Annotated in this window: 21 protein-coding genes; 20 read left to right on the forward strand and 1 reads right to left on the reverse strand. The window is 35.4% G+C overall.

Annotated elements, in window-relative coordinates; genetic code table 11:
• Positions 1-292 precede the first annotated feature (292 nt).
• The 3 genes from AC1Q8L_RS14545 to AC1Q8L_RS14555 all read left to right on the forward strand — a co-directional run bounded on the left by AC1Q8L_RS14545 (position 293) and on the right by AC1Q8L_RS14555 (position 2,481).
• Positions 293-775, forward strand: coding sequence for an ArpU family phage packaging/lysis transcriptional regulator (locus AC1Q8L_RS14545; RefSeq protein WP_090977984.1), 483 nt, complete (start codon positions 293-295; stop codon positions 773-775).
• Entirely contained in the window at positions 775-1,317 is a 543-nt protein-coding gene (locus AC1Q8L_RS14550) for a site-specific integrase (protein ID WP_001012133.1), read from the forward strand. Before AC1Q8L_RS14545 ends, AC1Q8L_RS14550 begins: the two co-directional genes overlap by 1 nt.
• 213 nt (positions 1,318-1,530) lie before the next feature.
• Complete coding sequence (locus tag AC1Q8L_RS14555) at positions 1,531-2,481, forward strand: nucleoside hydrolase (RefSeq protein WP_001170292.1); 951 nt, start codon at positions 1,531-1,533, stop codon at positions 2,479-2,481.
• A 536-nt stretch (positions 2,482-3,017) separates the two neighbouring features.
• Here AC1Q8L_RS14555 and AC1Q8L_RS14560 read toward each other — a convergent pair.
• Complete coding sequence (locus AC1Q8L_RS14560) at positions 3,018-3,503, reverse strand: hypothetical protein (RefSeq protein ID WP_000100518.1); 486 nt, start codon at positions 3,501-3,503, stop codon at positions 3,018-3,020.
• 478 nt (positions 3,504-3,981) lie between these two features.
• On the opposite strand from AC1Q8L_RS14560, the gene AC1Q8L_RS14565 reads away from it, so the two are divergent.
• The 17 genes from AC1Q8L_RS14565 to AC1Q8L_RS14645 form a co-directional block, all read left to right on the forward strand.
• Complete coding sequence (locus tag AC1Q8L_RS14565) at positions 3,982-4,146, forward strand: hypothetical protein (RefSeq protein ID WP_179879475.1); 165 nt, start codon at positions 3,982-3,984, stop codon at positions 4,144-4,146.
• 9 nt (positions 4,147-4,155) lie between these two features.
• Entirely contained in the window at positions 4,156-4,482 is a 327-nt protein-coding gene (locus tag AC1Q8L_RS14570) for an HNH endonuclease (protein WP_098311751.1), read from the forward strand.
• 2 nt (positions 4,483-4,484) lie between these two features.
• Positions 4,485-4,793 carry a hypothetical protein gene (locus tag AC1Q8L_RS14575; protein ID WP_098311752.1) on the forward strand — a complete coding sequence of 103 codons (309 nt, stop codon included), beginning with the start codon at positions 4,485-4,487 and terminating at the stop codon, positions 4,791-4,793.
• 309 nt (positions 4,794-5,102) lie between these two features.
• Positions 5,103-5,600 (forward strand): P27 family phage terminase small subunit, encoded by a 498-nt coding sequence (locus tag AC1Q8L_RS14580; RefSeq protein WP_000015468.1) that lies wholly within the window; start codon positions 5,103-5,105, stop codon positions 5,598-5,600.
• Positions 5,584-7,251, forward strand: a complete 1,668-nt coding sequence (locus AC1Q8L_RS14585) for a terminase TerL endonuclease subunit (protein WP_000983375.1) — start codon at positions 5,584-5,586, stop codon at positions 7,249-7,251. The genes AC1Q8L_RS14580 and AC1Q8L_RS14585 overlap by 17 nt, the downstream gene beginning before the upstream one ends.
• A gap of 16 nt (positions 7,252-7,267) precedes the next feature.
• On the forward strand, positions 7,268-8,512 hold the full coding sequence (locus AC1Q8L_RS14590; protein ID WP_098311753.1) for a phage portal protein: 1,245 nt from the start codon (positions 7,268-7,270) through the stop codon (positions 8,510-8,512).
• A gap of 16 nt (positions 8,513-8,528) precedes the next feature.
• Entirely contained in the window at positions 8,529-9,161 is a 633-nt protein-coding gene (locus AC1Q8L_RS14595; RefSeq protein ID WP_003272656.1) for a head maturation protease, ClpP-related, read from the forward strand.
• Between the two features lie 13 nt (positions 9,162-9,174).
• The gene (locus tag AC1Q8L_RS14600; RefSeq protein WP_000588589.1) at positions 9,175-10,299 is read left to right on the forward strand and encodes a phage major capsid protein; all 1,125 of its coding nucleotides are present in this window, start codon (positions 9,175-9,177) and stop codon (positions 10,297-10,299) included.
• Between the two features lie 13 nt (positions 10,300-10,312).
• On the forward strand, positions 10,313-10,636 hold the full coding sequence (locus tag AC1Q8L_RS14605; RefSeq protein WP_001282871.1) for a hypothetical protein: 324 nt from the start codon (positions 10,313-10,315) through the stop codon (positions 10,634-10,636).
• A complete protein-coding gene (locus AC1Q8L_RS14610; protein ID WP_000510722.1) occupies positions 10,626-10,982 on the forward strand; it encodes a hypothetical protein in 357 nt (118 codons plus the stop codon). The genes AC1Q8L_RS14605 and AC1Q8L_RS14610 overlap by 11 nt, the downstream gene beginning before the upstream one ends.
• Positions 10,969-11,349: a hypothetical protein gene (locus AC1Q8L_RS14615; protein ID WP_000174093.1), complete on the forward strand. Its 381-nt coding sequence runs from the start codon at positions 10,969-10,971 to the stop codon at positions 11,347-11,349. Before AC1Q8L_RS14610 ends, AC1Q8L_RS14615 begins: the two co-directional genes overlap by 14 nt.
• Positions 11,339-11,749, forward strand: coding sequence for a hypothetical protein (locus tag AC1Q8L_RS14620; protein ID WP_001111193.1), 411 nt, complete (start codon positions 11,339-11,341; stop codon positions 11,747-11,749). The genes AC1Q8L_RS14615 and AC1Q8L_RS14620 overlap by 11 nt, the downstream gene beginning before the upstream one ends.
• Before the next feature lies 1 nt (position 11,750).
• Positions 11,751-12,320, forward strand: a complete 570-nt coding sequence (locus AC1Q8L_RS14625; RefSeq protein ID WP_001145608.1) for a hypothetical protein — start codon at positions 11,751-11,753, stop codon at positions 12,318-12,320.
• Between the two features lie 61 nt (positions 12,321-12,381).
• The gene (locus tag AC1Q8L_RS14630; RefSeq protein WP_000159510.1) at positions 12,382-12,732 is read left to right on the forward strand and encodes a hypothetical protein; all 351 of its coding nucleotides are present in this window, start codon (positions 12,382-12,384) and stop codon (positions 12,730-12,732) included.
• A gap of 182 nt (positions 12,733-12,914) precedes the next feature.
• A complete protein-coding gene (locus tag AC1Q8L_RS14635; RefSeq protein ID WP_000235150.1) occupies positions 12,915-16,763 on the forward strand; it encodes a phage tail tape measure protein in 3,849 nt (1,282 codons plus the stop codon).
• Entirely contained in the window at positions 16,756-17,442 is a 687-nt protein-coding gene (locus tag AC1Q8L_RS14640; protein ID WP_000227695.1) for a hypothetical protein, read from the forward strand. Before AC1Q8L_RS14635 ends, AC1Q8L_RS14640 begins: the two co-directional genes overlap by 8 nt.
• Positions 17,439-19,054 (forward strand): phage tail spike protein (locus AC1Q8L_RS14645; RefSeq protein WP_492339481.1); only part of this gene is annotated, 1,616 nt, incomplete at its 3' end. The genes AC1Q8L_RS14640 and AC1Q8L_RS14645, both read left to right, overlap by 4 nt.

Here is a 19,054-nt window from a genome sequence, read left to right on the forward strand (position 1 = left end):
TAGAAAACTAGAGGACACCAATTCATTAAAGCAGCAATTCAAGCTGTTTTAGGAATAGGGGTCCTTTTTATTTTGAAAAGGGAGATGAGGAAATATTAAGGCACTAAAAGACCAATTACGCGAGTGGAAAAAACAATCCAAGCAAGGAAAGAAGAAAAACAAGAAAAAACAAAAAGAGAAATTATGTACTCGTGAAATTGAGGATTTAATGGGGATGCATAGACCTTGTTATGAACGGAAACGTGGAGCATTAAGATAAAAGTAATTTAAAAATAAAAAGGAGTGGTCTTACATGACTAAACAATTATCTTTCTTACCAAAAATTGATAGAACAGCAACACAAGAGGAGTTAGAAGGTGTGTTGGAAAGCGTACGTATACATAGACAATTTGGGATGATGCGTAAAGAAATGAAAGTCACTCCTTCTTATGAAATACGTGAGCATGGTCCTACGCATGCAGTTGGTAAGCCGTTAGAAGATATTGCTATAGCAAATATTCAACAAAGTAAACGAGAAGAATGGCTAGAAAGAATGTCATTACGTATTGATCAATTTCTAAATCGATTAGGAAATGGACGCGCAGGAATTATCCAAAGGGACATTATTTATAAACGTTATTTAGAAGAAGAGGATGTATGTGATTACATGGTTTATAACGAAATTGGAATGTCAGAGCGTACTTATCGACGTTGGAAGTCTAAAGCATTTTATAAGCTTGCTTTTGCACTTGGATTAGAAGTTTACGAGACAGAAGAAACTGGAGGTAATGAATAGTGAATTTTGTTCAACCGATACGTGATCCAGAGCAAATACAACAAATTAAAGAATACCTAAAAGAAAAGAATGAACGCAATTATATTTTGTTTGTAATGGGAATTAATACAGGTCTACGTATTAGTGATATTTTAAAACTGAAGGTTGGAGATTTAAATGGCAGCCATATATCAATACGTGAAATGAAGACAGGTAAGCAGAAACGTATTCAGATTACTGCAGCATTAAGAAGAGAGTTAAAGTGGTACATTGAAGATATGGAAGACTATGAGTATTTAATTAAGAGCAGACAAGGAAAAAATCGACCAATCGGAAGAAGTATGGCATATAAAATACTTAGTACTACAGCAGCAAAGTTTGGTTTAGAAGAAATTGGGACACATACATTACGTAAGACATTTGGATATCATATGTACATGCAGACAAAGAACATAGCTTTGCTGATGGAGATATTCAATCATTCAAGTGAACGAGTAACGTTAAGATATATAGGAGTAAACCAAGATGCAATGGATAAAGCAATGACTAGGTTTAAAATCTAATCATTGCTTTTTTGTTCAAGGATAGCAACACATGCTTATCAACTTAAGAACAGAAACTTATGCTTGAACATAAAATCAAATCTAGATGTGTAAAGCTATTTCAAGTGAATAGAATCGCCTCTTTAAGAATACATAAAAAATATATATACAAGCGTAGTCTAATCACTACATCGTTGTTGAAAGTAGAATTCTATAAAATTTGGAGGAAGAGATATGCAAAAAAAGGTTCTTCTGTTTACAGATTTAGGGATTGATGATGCCTTTGCTATACTGTACACCTTTTTTCGTAAAGACATTCAACTTGTAGGAATCGTAGCCGATTATGGAAATGTATCAAGAGAAAATGTAATAAGAAATATTAACTATTTAAAGTACATTGCGGGAAGAGAAGAAATACCTGTATTCCTTGGTGCTTCTGTACCGTTGACAGGTATATTGATTCAGTATTTCCCTGAGGTACATGGAAAAGTTGGATTAGGACCTATTATTCCACCTGAAATTTCATATCCAGTTTATCCTTTAAATGATATTTATCAAATTATAGAATCAAATTTAGAAGATCTTACAATTATCAATTTAGGAAGACTTTCTTCGCTAGCTACGACTTTTGTATTGAATTTAGAAACAATGCGAAATGTAAGAGAATGCATTTGCATGGGGGGAGCTTTTTTCTATCCAGGTAACGTAACTGCTGTGGCTGAAGCTAATTTTTACTCAGACCCTTATGCAGCAAACTTAATTCTGCAACATGCAAAGAACTTGACAATTATTCCTTTAAATGTGACCCAACATGCGATTGTTACACCCGAAATGGTCCAGCAAATCGATGCATTTCATCGGAATACACAGGATCTTGCAGGGCTCATCATTAAACCTATGTTAGATTATTATTATAATTTTTACTCCAAGTCTAATCCAGGTATAAGTGGAAGTCCTATGCATGATTTTGTAACAGTGTGGTATTTGCTAAATAGAGAGGCTGTTAACCTTACGAGAGTACCCATTAAAGTAATTCCTGATCAAGGGGAAGGTTTTGGACAAAGCATTGCAGACTTTCGTTTTGTTACAAATCCAGGCTATAAAATGCATAATGTAGCTTTTCAGTTTGATTATGAAAGGTTCAGGAAGGATATTATGGAAACGTTCTTAAAGAAGAGAGTGTAAAAGACTTTGTTCATTTTATTTAACGTATAGGAATCCAACTTTTTAGGTTGAAATTCTGGCTGTATTTCGTCACTATCAAGCTAATAAAATAAAATCCTGCTAAAAATAAAAATCTACTGACTATTTAAAGTAATTAAATACAGTGGATTTTTATTTTTGGAGTACATTAAAATTAATAATTGGTGGCCATGTTATTCTACCCCATTCTATACAGTTACTCATTTTTATTGTGTTGTGTAACTCAAAAGAGGAAGTGTTATGAAGTTATGAATATCAAAGGCTGTAGCATTTGGCATAGTTACACAAAATATAAGATATGGGTAAGTTAGTTGAGCAAAATGTATAAGGTTAATTAATAATTGGGACATCGTTAGGAGAATTTAGGTTTATCAAGCAAATTATATTCTTATGACGATATCCCAACATTACTTAGAAAAATGATGTAAGAAATTTTAATCGATATGAAATTTAGTAGAGGATTGTACTTGTGCCTTAAATAGTATAACTAATACTCATAGATTAAGTTATTCCTATTTTTAAACTATGAAATCAGCAAAATGGAATACCATAGAGGGATCTGCAACGGAAAGACCAGGATTTGTAGGGTTAGAAAGGCCAGATCCACCAACAACTTCAATTTCAAGTTTTCCACGTAATGGACGTTCTCCTACTAAATAATCTCCTGTGGATTTAACATGAAGAATTCCGTTTACAAAAGAACTAATATCAAACTCTAATCGAGTACAACTCATTGGAGGGATAATTGTTAGACCAAGCCCTTCCAGAAAAGGTCTTTCATTCTCAGTAATTATAAAGGGAAGTGGTGTACCATCAACCGAGATTTGTACAGGAGGACAATACTCGATTACCACATCAGCTTCTAGCGATTGTCTTGTTGGATTCTTAAGGATAATTACAAGCCTATTATTTGGTTGTCCAACCGCAGCATTTAATGGAACTAGAAAAGGTCCTGTAGTAATCGTATTCTTTCTAACATGACATTTTGATTTATAACTGGACATAAAATCATCTCCTATTAAAAATACTTTCTGTATATCTTATTAACATTAAACGTAAGTTGTACAGGCTGATATAGCATAAGAAGCATTGGATTATAGTAAAGTCCTCCATTATAACTTACCTGCAGTATTCATGTGGAATTTAATATTAGTGGCAGAGTCGTGACCGCTTTTTGGCAGAAAATGTGCCGGTCGTTTTGGAATCAACGTGATATATTTGCATTGTGAGAAGTGGCGGAAAACACAACTCACTATGTTGTTTTTTAATTTCTAAACGGTTCGTAATGACGGCACATAAAATCCGAAACCAGAGCTTTTGCTCTTCTTCCAGTCACTTGATAATGTTGGAGCAGTTAATTGTAACATCATTAGGTGATTGGAAAAAGAATAAAAATTCATGTACCGTAATTGAAACATAAATTAGTAATTGAGGGCAAAGCATCCATTCGGGTGCTTTTTTATTTTGAGGAGGATGAAAGGGATGGAAGGTAAAACATTAGTATTTAAACCTGTAAAGCAATATAGGGTTGATCCGAATAAAATTCAAACATTAGATGATGTAATTGCTATCTTAAAAAAAGTAACGATATATGTGAACGGCGAAGAATCATTGGAAGGTATAGAACATTTGATTGAAGAGGAGTGAGGATATTTCATGCAACCTCTAACAATACAAGAGATTAATAAACTATATGAGCAAGATAATATCATTAAATTCTATAAGCATCCTTATTGGAGAAGGAACATTAGAATCAAGGCATTAGAAAGAGATAACAATGAATGCCAGGAGTGTAAGCGTAAAGGTAAGTATAGCAAGGGTAGGAACGTCCATCATATCAAGGAGTTGAGGGATTTTCCCGAACTTGGATACGTACTCAGCAATCTCGAGACACTATGCATTCAATGCCATAACAAAGAACATAACAAAGAGAAGAACATAGTGAAGAAGCGTTGCACGATAGTAGATGAAGAGAGGTGGTAAGTGTGAACAGCTTAACGATACAAGGTAACACGTATGATCTTAATGAAATCAAACGCATCATTGAACATCCTGTTGACATGACTATCATATTCGATGCTGATATGTACAAGCGATTCCAAAAGGATATCTACACAACATACAAACAGATAAGACACATATGTAATCCAAGAGCATGCGAGAAGACATCTTTACAAACAGTAAAGGCGAGTCTTAAAGAACATTGGTTAGAACAATACTTAAACTTAAGTTTAGAAGAAGCTAACTTAATAATTGAATACGCTGATAAGTTTTTTGGTTTAGCTATAAAATAATTTGAAATAAATTTCCTAAGACACCCCCCGGGTAAAATATAGAAACAATTTTGCTGGGGGACCGAACAACGCGAGGGGGGATTTCTCTTTTTATTTTCGCGTTACGCGCGTGGGAATAGAAAAAAAGGCAAAAAAAATACCATCCCTTCTCTGGGATGATTAAAATTTTCGATATGTATTTGTAATCAGTGGACCGTCGCCACAGTTTCCTTCTAAGTAAAACTATACATGATTATTCTCGTCTTTACAAGTGTCATTTTTAAAATTAATCTTCGAAAAAATCCAATGAAAAAGCGGGGTGGTGATATTGTGAGCGGAAAACAAAGTAAATATAAATTAGCGTTCAAAGATTTCTTAGAAGGTGTTAAATACAAGGATATCGCGGATAAATATGGCGTATCTGTTAGCACTGTTAAATCATGGCGCAGCCGTTATTGGGAAGACATGATAAATGAAAAAGGTCTAAAAAATGTTTCGGAAAAGGTTGCAAAACTTCAAAAAAACAGAGAAAAAACGCTTAGAAATAAAATAAGAGATGATTTATATGAACAACTCGGCACGAACGGTATCATACACGCTCATTTTATGGATTTAGTAGAAGATTATATGTCATTTTGGGATATAAAAAACAGATTGATAGCTGATGTAAAAGATCGCGGTGTATCTGTACTAGGCGCTAATGGATTTATGAAAAAAAACGATAGCATTAACGAGTTGAATAAAACTAACACGCAAATGTTAAAGATTCTTAACGAGTTAGGACTTAAGGCGGTAAGTGAGGAGGATGACGATGATGCAGAAGTCTAATCTTCCTTATAAATATCATCCTTTCATTAGTGAGTACATGCATGCTGTGGAAAGCGGATCTATCCGTTCTTGTAATGAACAAAAACAATTAATGACCTTAGTTCGAAAAACTTTAGATGATCCAAATGTTTATGTTGATGTTCAAGCTATTGAGGATAGTGTTAATATCCCAGCTAAATATTTTCCATTCGAATTATTCGCATGGCAACGTTTTGTTAACGCTTGTGTGTTCGGCGTTCGTTATAAGGACACCAACCGTCTTGTTTGGAATCAAATATTAATACTGATGGGACGTGGCGGTGGTAAAAACGGATATGCCGGATATTTAAACTTCTATATGCTATCTAAACAGTTTGGTATAGATAGATATCACATTGAATGGATCGCGACATCTGAAGAACAAGCAAAAACTACATTCGATGACGTGAAGGAAGTAATAGAAAATCCTGCAAATAAGGTTTTAAAGAGATCATTTAGTGCTACAAAGGTACTAATTAAACATAAAACAAACAAATCTCACATGAAATTCAATACTTCTAATGCTAGAACGAAAGATGGACGACGTCCTGGATCAGTTTGGTTCGATGAAATTCATGAATATGAAGGTTATAAATCGATTAAAGTATTCCGTTCAGCCTTGGGTAAAGTTAAAGATGGACGAACTTTCTATTTAACAACGGATGGATATGTCCGTGGTGGCGTTTTGGATGATATGAAAGAGAAGGCTCGAATGATTCTAAGTGGCGAAGTTGAAAGGAGTAAGTTATTCCCCTTCATCTGCAAATTAGACTCCGAAGAAGAAGTCGAAGATATTGCAAACTGGGAAAAAGCCAATCCTTCTATTCGAGATAATATGGAATTATTCGAAACGATGAAAGAAGAATGGGCCGATTGTCAAACCAACATTCCTATGCATGTTGAATTCATGACAAAACGGATGAACATTCCGAAGCAGCTATTTCAACATAAAATCGCTACTTATGAGGATCTTCTTGCAACAGATCAACCTTTACCTGATGATTTACACAAATATGAATGTATTGGTGGTGTAGATTACGCAGAATTACGCGATTTCTGCAGCGTCGGTTTGCTATTCAAACGGCAAGGGAAGCGTTATTGGATTCACCATACCTTTATATGGCATCAGGCATTGAAAATGCAGGATATTAATCAAGATATTATAGATATAGGTGTGGAAAAAGGACTCTTCACCATCGTCTATGATAAAGAAATCGAGCCCAAACGTGTTATCAATTGGTTTTTAGAAAAATCGAAAACATACGACATTAAGCGTATCGCGATTGATAAATTCCGTTCTGTAATCTTGAAACCTTTATTAGAAGAAGCTGGTTTTAACGAAAGAGTTGAGATAGTAAGGCGCGGGCAGTACATTCATGCTATGTTAGACCCATTAATCCAACATCTATTCATAAATCATAATATTGTTTTCCACGACGATCCTGTTATGCGTTGGTATTGCGGGAATGTTTATGTGGACGAACTAGGAAATGGCTCAAAAGAATATAAAAAAATCGACCCTGTCAAAAGAAAAACTGACGGGTTTTTTGCGTTCACACATGCGCTCAATTTCGACGGTGATCTTGAAGACTATGCAGTCGATTTAAACGATATGCAAGTATGGTCATTCTGAGAAAGGGGGTGAAAAAATGGGAATTCGTAATGTTTTTAAAACCTTTTTAGGAAAAAGTGATAATGGAACAGTCCCGGATGTTGATTGTAGTGTGATGACACTTAAAGCTGAAATTGCTTACAAGAAATTGTATGTTAACGCTGCTATCGATTTAATTGTTCGTAGTTTAGTAGCTTGTGATTTTGAAACATATAGAAGTGGCAAGTTAAAAAGAAGTTTGAACTACTACCAATTAAATGTGGCACCAAATAAGAATGAAAATGCCCATGAGTTTTGGTATAAGGTTGTCCATCAGTTAATTTACGAAAAGGAAGCGTTAATTTTACCTATAGGTGAGGAACTGTGGATAGCTGAATCGTTTCATCGTGAAACTACGAATGGTTTTAATGAGTATGTTTATAAAAGTGTTTCGATTAACAATCAGCTTTTAACGAAGGAATTTAGAGAACAAGACGTTCTATACTTGAGCCTTTCTGTAGAGTCAATAAACAACGTGATTAATAGTTTATATAGTTCATATGGACTATTACTAGCTAAAGCGATGTCAGATTACAAAGGCAATGGAAGAATACGTTATTTGTTCAGAGGCCGTTTCATGAATTCGTTAACTGATGAAAATGGAAAAGCTTCGCAAGAACTTTTTGAAGAGAAAGCAAAAGATTATATGAATCCTGAAAAGTTAGCAGCAATCATGTTCTTACCTGACAACGTACAAATGGAAGATCAAAGCAAGGACCCACGTAATTTAGATACGAGGGACATCAAAAACCTTGCAAAAGATATGTTAGATTTCGTGGCAACTGCCTTCCACATTCCTCCTTCATTACTAAGTGGAATAAGTGAAGGTGGCATTTCAACTACCGGTAATCCTACTGGCGATTTAGATAACTTTATCATATTCGCAGTAAGACCAATAGGGGAAATGATTACTAACGAATATAACAAGAAGATGTTCTCTAGAGAGCAATATTTAAGTAAAACATACATTAGATTCAACATGGACAACTTCAAATTGTTCGATCTTACTAAGTTTGCTAATTCCGTTGACAAGCTATTTGCAGTCGGTGGCATGAGCATAAACGATGTATTAGAACGTTTAGGAAAAGAACAAATAAAAGAAGATTGGGCTAATGAACGTTATGTTACTAAGAACTATGAGAGAGCAAGGATAAGCGGAACTATGAAAGGGGGTGAAGATATTGGAAATGGAAAAGATTCAACCGAAGTTCCTAATGATGGACAACAATCAACAGGACAATAGTAAATCAGTCATTTATATGTATGGGAATGTTGGTAAAGCTCCTTTCGGTGACATTTCTTCTCAAGGTGTAAGAGAAATGTTAGATGGTGTTACAAATGACATTGAAATTCACATCAATTCAAATGGTGGCGATGCGTTTGAAGGGATTGCAATTTGCAACTACTTAAAAAATCACCCTTCTAATGTAACTGCCGTTATTGATGGTATAGCCGCTTCAGCCGCTTCATTAATTGCGATGGGTGCTAATAAAATCGAAATGCCTTCTAATACCACTATGATGGTACATCGTGCATCGACATATGCATTCGGTAATGCTGACTCATTAGAGAAGCAAGCTAAAATGCTACGTGACGTTGACGAAGCGTTAATTCAATCTTATAACAGCCGTTTTAACGGTGAGTTTTTCCAACTAGAAACACTTCTAGACAACGAAACTTATATGACCGCTGAAAAAGCTAAGTCATTCGGTTTCTGTGACGTAATCACTGATTCAATACAATCAAGTGTGGACAGTGAATCTGTAATTACAAATGAAGTTGAAGAACAACCCATCATCGCATCTATCGAAAACGAAGGTGACAAACGTACTCAAAACGCTGAAAAATCAGCTAACTTTATGGTTTCACTATTAAAATCTATTAAACTGTAGGAGGTAATTTACAATGATTAAAGACTTAGAAACGAAATTTGAAAATCAACAAAATTTAAGTAAGGTTTTAGCATCTGGTTCAGATGAAGAGGTGAATGATGCGTTAGTTGCATTCGCTCAAGGTATTCAAGAAAAAATTTTAGCACAAGCATCAGTACAATCTAGCGATCAAGCTATCTTAGCTGCTCGTGGTGGACGTGCTTTAACTAGTCAAGAAACGAAATACTACAATGAAGTAATTGCAGGTAACTCTTTTGCAGGTACTGAAGCATTAGTACCTGCAACTGTTATCGAACGAGTATTTGAAGACTTAGTTCAAAATCATGAATTATTATCTGAAATTACATTTGTTAACGTCGGTGCTTTAACTGAATGGATTCTGAAAAAAGGTGATATCCAAACTGCCTTCTGGGGTAAATTGTGCGCGGCTCACAAAGAACTTTTAGATGAAGGTTTCGAAACGATTAAAATTGAGGAATACAAATTATCAGCATTTATGCCTGTATGTAAAGTAATGTTAGACCTTGGCCCGACTTGGTTAGATCGCTACGTTCGAACTGTATTAGTTGAATCTTTAAAAATCGCTTTAGAATTAGCTATCGTTCGTGGTACTGGTAAAGATCAACCTGTAGGCATGATGAAAGATTTATTAACTGTTACAGGGGGCGTACATGCTGATAAAGCCGATACTGGTAAGTTAAAAGACCTTAATCCTTACACTTTAGGTAATATCATGGCTCTACTTACTAAAGATGGTAAACGTAATCCATCTAATGTGTTACTAATCGTTAACCCTGTAGACTACTGGTCTAAAATTTATGGTTATACTACACGCCCTAACATGGATGGAACTTACACTTATAACGTTCTTCCGATTCCAGGTAAAATCGTTAAATCAAATGCTGTTCCTAAAGGTAAATTAATCGCTGGTATGGCAAAAGATTACTTCCTTGGATTAGGTGGAGCACAACGTTTAGACGTTTACGATCAAACACGCGCTATCGAAGACGAAGATTTATACATCGCTAAAATGTACGCTAATGGTCGTGCTGAAGAAAATGAATCATTCTTAGTTTATGATATTTCTGAAATGAAAGACTCAGGTACAGCGGTGACTACTCCAGCACCTACTAAATAGGGAGTGATCCTTTATGAGTGACAATCAATCAAAGGCGACGTTACAGTCGCCTTTTGATTTGTTAGAAGATGTAAAACATGCACTAGCAATCACTTGGGATGAAGAAGACAAGGACATCATAAAGCTTATAGATCGTTCCGTTTACTATATTAATGATTTAGTAGGCGCTGAACTTGATCTAGCCGTCAATTTATCCGCAAGGGAGCTAGTTATTAACCGTATTCGTTATGAATACAACAATGCATTAGATAGTTTCGAAAGTAACTTTAGACAACCACTTTCACGATTGATATTACACGTCGCAATCGATGAAAGGAAAAAGAACAATGGGGATTGAACAACATCGAAAAACCTTTAATGATGGACTTATTAGCGTTAAGGAAAGTAAAACAATCCGGAATAGCGCTAAAAAAGTAATCGGACGTGAAAATGTTGAGATTATCAAACTTAGATTTTCGGAACTTTCGTGTCGTGAAGTTGATATTCAATACGCTGAAAGTATTGATAAAAAGTTAGATATGAAGATTGAAACATTATACGCTCCTATGTTCAAGAATAAGGATGTGGACAGCCTAATAATTGAATTACGAGGACATTCTTATAGCATCATTAAAGCGGATCGTTTTAAAAATAGCATGTATTTATACTTGCAAAAGGTAGGTGGTCTAGATGACACTGAATGATTTAATTGAAAAGTTTAATACTAAACTAGTCCAGCATTTAGAGTCTTTCTTCCACACTGTAGAAGTATACCAGGACACAGTTCAGGAGGATGAAGCGAATCTATCCACAATCAACCATGTTGTATTTGAAACAGGTGGGTTTGTTAGAGCGGGGGCAAGCGCATTTACACAAGATGTAACAGTTTATTATTTTTCGGAAAATCGTGAGGACTTAGATGTATTGCAAGTTGAGTTTATGAGTTCACTAAGTAAAACTGGCCACACATGTAATAAATCGCTCAAAGAAAAAATGAGGAAGAAAGATACAGAGTTTTTTGTTGATGTATTAACATTCGAGCTTACAAGGAATGTAAAATATGCCTGCTAATTTTAGTGTTGATGCTTCTAAATTTGAATCTTTGCAAAGAAACATTGAGCGATTACCAAACGTTGCGGAAAAGATAATAAATGAAGATTTAAAGTCTAGAATTGCACCAGTAATGAAAAAATCAGTTCTTGGCTTAATGCCTATATCGAATAGAAAGAAAGCCCACGCTAAACTATATCAATCTATTAATGACGATAACAAAGAGAATTTAACATTAACATTAAAACCAAAATCGAAATATAGATATTTAGTTTTCCCTGATTTGGGATTAGGTACAAGTAAGAAAAAGGCGGCCAAAAAGTTCATGGAGCGTGGTGTGGATAAAAAGGTCGATTACTCTATTGAGGAATTAAATAAATCTTTAATAGAAGAAATAAATAAAACTTTAGGAGGGCAATAATATGCCAGTTACAGTTGATGTATTTGATGCGGTCGAGATTAAAAATGCTAGTGTACTTTTTAAAGGTGAACATGTAACTGACCCATTCGGTTGTGTAGGTAAATTAGATGCAGAAACAGAAATTAAATCAGTTGAAAAGAAATGCGGCGGCTTTACTCAAAAGAAAAAATCAAAACCAACACAAATGAATGTAAAAATTAGCGGTCACATGCAATTAAAGGTTATTCGTAACATTTTTGGTATTACAAACGAAGGGTTGATCGATGGCGTTTACTCATATGGTATTGACAGCTTAGGAAAAGATTTTGCGTTCGTTGCGGAAGAGCTTGACATATTCGAAGAAAACACACGTTTAATCGCATTCCCTAATTGTACAAGTGCAACAGGTTTTGTTAAGAGTGTAGAAAACGGTGCTGAAGAACTAGCCGAAGTAGAATTAGAAGTAACAGCGTTATCTGACGAATTCGGTCGTTTCTATTATGAAGGTATCGAACTACCGGAAACAGTTGCAAAAGAATGGATGACAAAATTTGATTCGGCTAAATTACGAAAAACAGCACAAACAAAATAAATTCTATCAAAGGTGCTCTTTATGAGTGCCTTTTAATTTTGATTATAGGGAGAGAAATTACATGACAAAAGAAATTACGTTATCAAATGGTGAAGTAGTGAAGGCGAATCCTAACTTAACAGCTTTAACATTATTCAAATTAGAAAAAGAAGGCATTATCGATAAAGGATTTTTAAGTACTTTATTAAACGCTGGCGGAATTCAGAACATTGATTTATTAGATACGTTCCGTATTGTTTATGCGGCTTATCGTCAAGCAAATCCTACTGGATATATGGAATTTGAAGCATTCATGGAAGTATATGAAGTTGATATGTCAGAGGCGTTCGATTATTTCGGTGCAGTTATGAAAAAAGAAGCTAAAAACAACATGGCAAAAGGTTTTCAACAAAAAGCCGGAAAAAAGGCTTAAAACTTCCTAAATTCGAAATTGAATTCGTTGTGGACTTATACAGTCTATACGTATTTATTTTTGAAATATCGGAAAGTGACTTTTGGAATTTACCCTTAAGGGATGTTCAAAGAATAGCAGAAAACAAAAGTGCTTACGAAGGGTGGAAAGCCTATATCCAAGAAAAGGAGAGTGGAAAATAAATGGCTACTCCTTCAAAAGAAACCATAATTAAATTTAAGGCTGACACCGCTGATTATAAATCTAAGATAAACGAAATGAATCAGGCGAATAGAGCCTTAACACAAGAGTTAAAGTTAGCTCAAACACAAATGAAGTTAACCGGAACTGATGTTGATAAATATAAGACTTCGTTATCCACACTTGAGAAGCAATATGATATCGCTAAAAACAAAACAAGAGAGACAGCGGAACAACTTCAAAGAACAAAACAAGTGTGGGGAGAAAATGCAACAGAAACAAAGAAGGTTGAAGAAGCGTTACGACGTGCACAAATTGCTGAAACTGAAATTTCTAACAAAATAAAAACTACTACCGAATCATTAAAAGAAGCTAAACAAGCTGAAGCATTACGAAATAGTGAAATAGGTAAGTCAAAGCAAGCGTTAGAAGGTTTGAAAACGGCCCATTTCAGTTTAAAAACTGAAGCTGATAAATTAAAATCGGCGTACGATCTCCAAGCAGCTTCACTAGGAAAGAACGCTTCGGAAACTTCCAAGGCGAAATTACAATATGACTATTTAAAGCAAGCGCAACAAAACGCTGGTGAACAGTCTCGAAATTTAGCGCAACAATTAAATAATGCTAAAACTGCATTCGGCGCTGGATCTGAAGAAGTTAAAAGGTTAGAAACCGAATTAAATAGGGCAAGACAAGCTGAAATTGAACTAGGCAGAGAAACGCAAGCTCTAGAAAGAAGAGTTGGAGACAGCTTTAAAACAGCTAAATCACACGTTCAAGAATTCGGTAATAAAGTAAAAGAAGTCGGTCAAAGTGTTTCTAGTGTAGGAAAAGACATGTCAATGAAAGTGACAGCTCCTATAGCTGGCGCCATGGGTTACGCTGCAAAAGAAGCATCGAAATTCCAACATGAAATGGCTGATATTCGAAAAGAGGTAAACGCAACAGGGTTAACTTCTCAACAAGTTAACGACGTTATGAGCAGAATGTGGGATAGTTCCCTTGCTAACTCTCAAAAGTTTGGTGTTAGTACCGAAAAAATAAATGAAGGTTTACTTGTGCTAGTTAAAGACGGTTACACAGCAGAAGAAGCGATGCGAATCATGACTGTTTCTCTCCATACTGCCCGTGGCGCGAATGAAGATTTATCAAAAACTGTGGACGGATTAGGATCTGCTTATGAAGCTACAGGACAAAAAACAAATAACGCTGAGCAGAATATAGCTGGTATCAATAAGATGGCTGACATATTCGCTTATACAGCTAACCATACAAAAGCTAGCGTTCATTCTCTAACAGAAGCAATGTCAATTATTGGGCCAACTGCAAATTCAGCTGGACAAGATTTATCAACAACCGCTTCTGCTGTAGGTTTATTACAATCTAATGGTATTGAAGCGTCTGTAGCGGCAAGGGCTTTGAAATCTGGTTTCGTTAACTTAACTAAGCCAACAAAGGCTATGTCTAAAGCTATGGCGAAAATGGGATTCAGTGCATTTGATGCAAACGGACAGATGAAACAATTACCTCAAGTCATGGACGAACTTGAACACGGTTTACAAGGAATGACACAAGAACAACAAAACGCTACAATCGCTACAATATTCGGTAAAGAACATTTAGCATCGTGGCAAATACTTGTTCATAGTGGCGGCGAAAAGCTTAAAAAAATGTCTGATGATGCCCGGAATGCTACCGGAGAGGTTAAACATTTATCTGAACAAATGGAGAACACACCGGAAAATAAATTCAAAGAATTACAACAAACACTTCATACTTTAGCCGTGCAATTCGGGACTGAAATATTACCTGCGTTAATGCCTGTTGTTGAAAAATTAAAAGAATTAATGGACTGGATTTCTAAACTTGATCCTAAAACTAAACAAACAATCGTAATTATTGCGGCATTAGCGGCGGCAATTGGCCCGTTATTAATAGTCATAGGAGCTACGATAACAGCCATAGGGACGATAATAACCGCCGTCGGTTCGGTAATTGGTTTTATCGGTACTCTAATAGGTTGGATTTCAGCTATAGCTGAAGCGATAGGGATAGTAGTCACCGTAATAGCTGCATTTGTTGGCGCTCCTGTCGCATTAGTTGTAGCCGCAATAGCTGCAATAATAGCAGCAGTCGTAGCAGTTATAGCTATATTTAACAACTGGGGAGGTATTACAGATTGGCTTAAAGAAAAATGGAGCCAATTTTCAACATGGATGTCAGAATTGTGGACAACAATTAGCGATGCTTGTTCTAAAGGTTGGGATAATGTAACCCAATCGATTCAAATGGCATGGGATATGATATCGCAATGGTTTAGTCAACAATGGGAAGAGTTTAAAAATAATTGGAATAACTTTTGGGCTGAAGTTGGCAACATAGCAAATGAAATGTGGACAGCAACGATTGAATGGTTTTCAAGTACATGGGATTCGTTCAAACAAATTTGTTCTGACGCATGGGAAGCTGTAAAATCAGGTTTCTCAGCATTCTGGGAAGGTTTGAAAGAGATCGCGCAAATAGCTTGGAATATTCTATTCCAAATCATAACATTCCCTTTACAGTTGTTATTAACTGCTTTCATTTTAGGATGGGAATTAATAAAAGAACCGGTAACACAATTCTGGGAATGGATTAAACCTTACATCGAAGAAGCTTGGAATGCTATTTCCTCTACTTTTATAGAATATAGAGATATATTAGTTAACACTATCACAGAATTGTGGAATGCAATCACAAGTGCAACCAGTACAGCGTGGAATTGGATTACTAATATAATCCGTGAAGCATGGCAATGGATCACTGATACTGTAAATGAATTTTTGGGCCCTATAAAACTTAAAATACAGGAAGGTTGGAATTACGTATTAAATATAACATCAAAGGCGTGGAACGCGGTTTCGACGTTTATTTCTGATGTTTGGAATGAGATTGTTGGATATATTAGGAACAAGATAAATAAAGCAACAGATACTGTTACAAGCGGTTGGACTTCAACTAAAAATACAACATCCAACAAATGGAATGAAATAACTTCTACTATTTCGAGAGTTTGGAATACGATAACTTCGAATATTAGTAATGCAGTAAATGAAGTGAAAAGCAGAATTGAAGGCGCTTGGAATGTAGTTTATGCCATAACTTCTGGTATTTGGAACAATGTCGTATCTAATGTAACTGGCGCTTGGGATAGGTTGTCTTCTGGCGTGTCTGGAACATTCAATTATATCTCTAACATCGTGCGTAGCAATTGGAGTTATGTTTCAGATATCCTTCAAAGTGTTTACAAACCGATTAATAGTGTAGTTGGTTTCTTTTATGATCTTTGGAATTCTATTATAAGAGTAATGAACGGTATTATCGATACGGTTACAAGAGCGTGGAATAAAGCTGGTGGCATTTTAAACAAATTAAATCCATTTAGCAGTTCTTATTCTATAAGTGTTAACGATAATACAGGAAATCAAGGAATTGCCCCAGCATCATTCGCAGCGCCTGCATCGTTCGCAGCGCCAAGGGCATTAGCTGTTAATTTAAATCAAGGCGTTCCATTAGCTCCATTCTCTTCTGGAGGTGCACTAGGAGATACGGTACAAAGGATTACTAAAACAATAGGTGGCAATGGTATTCTTTCTAATTTACCTAACATTGTTAACAATTCATTGTCATTGAGTAAAGGTGTTAACGCTAATCAGCAACAACAACCACAAGAAATTAAAAATGAAGTGACTTTTAATACAACTGTTAAAAATGAAAGTGATCTAAATAAAATGTTTGAAAAAGCTGATGATTGGTTTGCAAAGAAAGGACAAATGTTAAATATCGGTATAGGGAGGGCGCGACGTGGTTGATATTCGAATAAATGAAATATTAGGTCGTGACTATCTTCTTTGTATGGTAGAGCGCCCTGACATACCAACAGCAAAAGAAAAAATAGAGTTTATTGAAGTTCCTGGTAGAGAAAACGGATCATTAACAAAGAAAAATGGTTATGAAGACGTTACTTTCAAGATTGACTTTAACTTGTTAGAAGATTATAACATCAAACCATTGTTACGACGTATAAAAGCGTGGCTATTGAACGCTAAAACCCTTTCTTTTACAGATGATAACGTTTATAGAAAAATAAAAAGTGTGGAAATAGGTAGTATCGCTAATGAAATAGAAGAATATGGACAATTCGAAGTTACTTTTGTAGCTGATCCATTCGAATACGCTATTCTACAACCTTTGGAAATAACTAAGACAACTACTCTTGTAAACTCGGGCACTAAGTATTCATTACCTAAAATAACGATTTATGGTAGTGGATCAATTACTGTTACGATAAATGATGTTTCATTCTTAATTAAAAATGTAAATAGTTCAGTAGTAATTGATTCCGAGTTAAAAGAAGCATATTCGAACACTACGCCGATGAATAGTAATATGATCGGTAATTTTCCCACATTCTCTGAAGGTGCAAACACAATAAAATGGACTGGAACTGTTACAAAGTTACAAATTGACCCGAGGTGGCGTTACTTATGATTACATTATATAAACCAACTGAAACGGATTTTACTCACAATGGTATAGGTATTTTAGACGATAATATTTACGATGCAGTTATTGAAGAAGAATTAAATGGTTTATATGTCTTAAGTTTTAAATATCCGTTATTCGCTCCGCACGGATTAGAAATAGGTGGTCAATGTTTAATCAAAGCGCCAACACCTGATGGCAATCAATTGTTTCGTGTAGCACGACCTGCACCTTCTATGGGTGAATTACACGTATTTTGTTATCACGTATTCTATGATCTCGTTGATAACTTGATTGAAGATACATTTATTCAAGAAAAGGGCGGACAAGCAGCATTACAACAAATGAAAGAACGTATGCAATATAACACTAATTTTAATTTCATTAGTGATATCAATACAATTTCTAGTTCTCGTTTGGTTAGAAAAAACCCAGTCGAAGCAATACTTGATAACAGCCAGGACAACTCTTTTCTTAGTCGTTGGGGCGGGGAATTAAAAAGGGATAATTTCACCGTCCACATGCTAAGAGAACGTGGAAAAGATCGCGGTGTTGTTATTCAACACAAAAAAGATTTATTAGGATATGAAGGCGATGTAGATTGGCAAGGTGTTATAACTCGAATGATGCCTAAAGGTTTTGATGGACTACTGTTACCAGAAAAGTACGTGGAAAGCTATAACGCTAGTAAATATATTAAACCTAAAATTAGAGTTGTTGAATTTGAACACATTAAAGCAGCTATTGGTGATTATGCTGACGACGAAGACGCAGTTCCGTTACCACAAGCATATGAAATGTTACGCAATGCCGCAAAAAAAATGTACGATGAACAACATGTTGATTATCCAAAAGCGACATATAAAGTAGAGTTTCAAGAGCTATCTCAAACTGAAGAGTATAAAGATTTGGCGGTATTACAACGTGTATATATGGGAGATACAGTAACAGTTATACATGAAGAAGACGGTTTCGAAATTGAAGCTAAAGTTAATCATTACAAATACGACCCGATCTATGAAGAGTATATCGAATTGACATTAGGCAATTTTAAAGAGTCATTCGTTGATATAACAGGCAGAGTTGATAATGTTGAGAATAACTTCAATGATATTAGAAATAGCGTCAATGGTATTAAAAACAACGTTAAAGGAATGGAAAAATCAATATTAGAACAAGCTCGCGAAAATGCTACGAATTTAATCAATAGCGGTTTCGGTGGCCATGTTCGTATATATCCAGAAAGAATTTTGATTATGGATACAGCTGATGAAAGAACCGCTAAAAAAGTGTGGCAATGGAATATCAATGGATTTGGTTATTCCTCCACAGGCATTAATGGACCCTATAATACGGCAATCACAATGGATGGAAGGATTGTCGCTGATTTCATTACAACGGGTGTGCTAAACGGTAACTTAGTACGTGGTGGAGAGATAGTTGGTTCTACAGTACGGACAGACAACGGTACTAACTATGTACACATCCAAAAACAATTCATACGCTTGATGGAATCGAATTTAACGCGAATGTTTATTGGCTATTACAAAAGAGCTGTTGATAGCCAAATACAACCAACAATACTTATGCATGATGATGTGGATACATCACGTTTCCG

Source organism: Bacillus sp. GW823-FHT06A11 (genome assembly GCF_058795355.1).

Bases quoted from the DNA above. Each gene is read 5' to 3' on its own strand.
- AC1Q8L_RS14545 (WP_090977984.1), top strand. From the start codon at position 293: ATGACTAAACAATTATCTTTCTTACCAAAAATTGATAGAACAGCAACA.
- AC1Q8L_RS14555 (WP_001170292.1), top strand. From the start codon at position 1,531: ATGCAAAAAAAGGTTCTTCTGTTTACAGATTTAGGGATTGATGATGCC.
- AC1Q8L_RS14560 (WP_000100518.1), bottom strand. From the start codon at position 3,503: ATGTCCAGTTATAAATCAAAATGTCATGTTAGAAAGAATACGATTACT.
- AC1Q8L_RS14565 (WP_179879475.1), top strand. From the start codon at position 3,982: ATGGAAGGTAAAACATTAGTATTTAAACCTGTAAAGCAATATAGGGTT.
- AC1Q8L_RS14570 (WP_098311751.1), top strand. From the start codon at position 4,156: ATGCAACCTCTAACAATACAAGAGATTAATAAACTATATGAGCAAGAT.
- AC1Q8L_RS14585 (WP_000983375.1), top strand. From the start codon at position 5,584: ATGATGCAGAAGTCTAATCTTCCTTATAAATATCATCCTTTCATTAGT.
- AC1Q8L_RS14590 (WP_098311753.1), top strand. From the start codon at position 7,268: ATGGGAATTCGTAATGTTTTTAAAACCTTTTTAGGAAAAAGTGATAAT.
- AC1Q8L_RS14595 (WP_003272656.1), top strand. From the start codon at position 8,529: ATGTATGGGAATGTTGGTAAAGCTCCTTTCGGTGACATTTCTTCTCAA.
- AC1Q8L_RS14600 (WP_000588589.1), top strand. From the start codon at position 9,175: ATGATTAAAGACTTAGAAACGAAATTTGAAAATCAACAAAATTTAAGT.
- AC1Q8L_RS14605 (WP_001282871.1), top strand. From the start codon at position 10,313: ATGAGTGACAATCAATCAAAGGCGACGTTACAGTCGCCTTTTGATTTG.
- AC1Q8L_RS14610 (WP_000510722.1), top strand. From the start codon at position 10,626: ATGGGGATTGAACAACATCGAAAAACCTTTAATGATGGACTTATTAGC.
- AC1Q8L_RS14615 (WP_000174093.1), top strand. From the start codon at position 10,969: ATGACACTGAATGATTTAATTGAAAAGTTTAATACTAAACTAGTCCAG.
- AC1Q8L_RS14620 (WP_001111193.1), top strand. From the start codon at position 11,339: ATGCCTGCTAATTTTAGTGTTGATGCTTCTAAATTTGAATCTTTGCAA.
- AC1Q8L_RS14625 (WP_001145608.1), top strand. From the start codon at position 11,751: ATGCCAGTTACAGTTGATGTATTTGATGCGGTCGAGATTAAAAATGCT.
- AC1Q8L_RS14630 (WP_000159510.1), top strand. From the start codon at position 12,382: ATGACAAAAGAAATTACGTTATCAAATGGTGAAGTAGTGAAGGCGAAT.
- AC1Q8L_RS14635 (WP_000235150.1), top strand. From the start codon at position 12,915: ATGGCTACTCCTTCAAAAGAAACCATAATTAAATTTAAGGCTGACACC.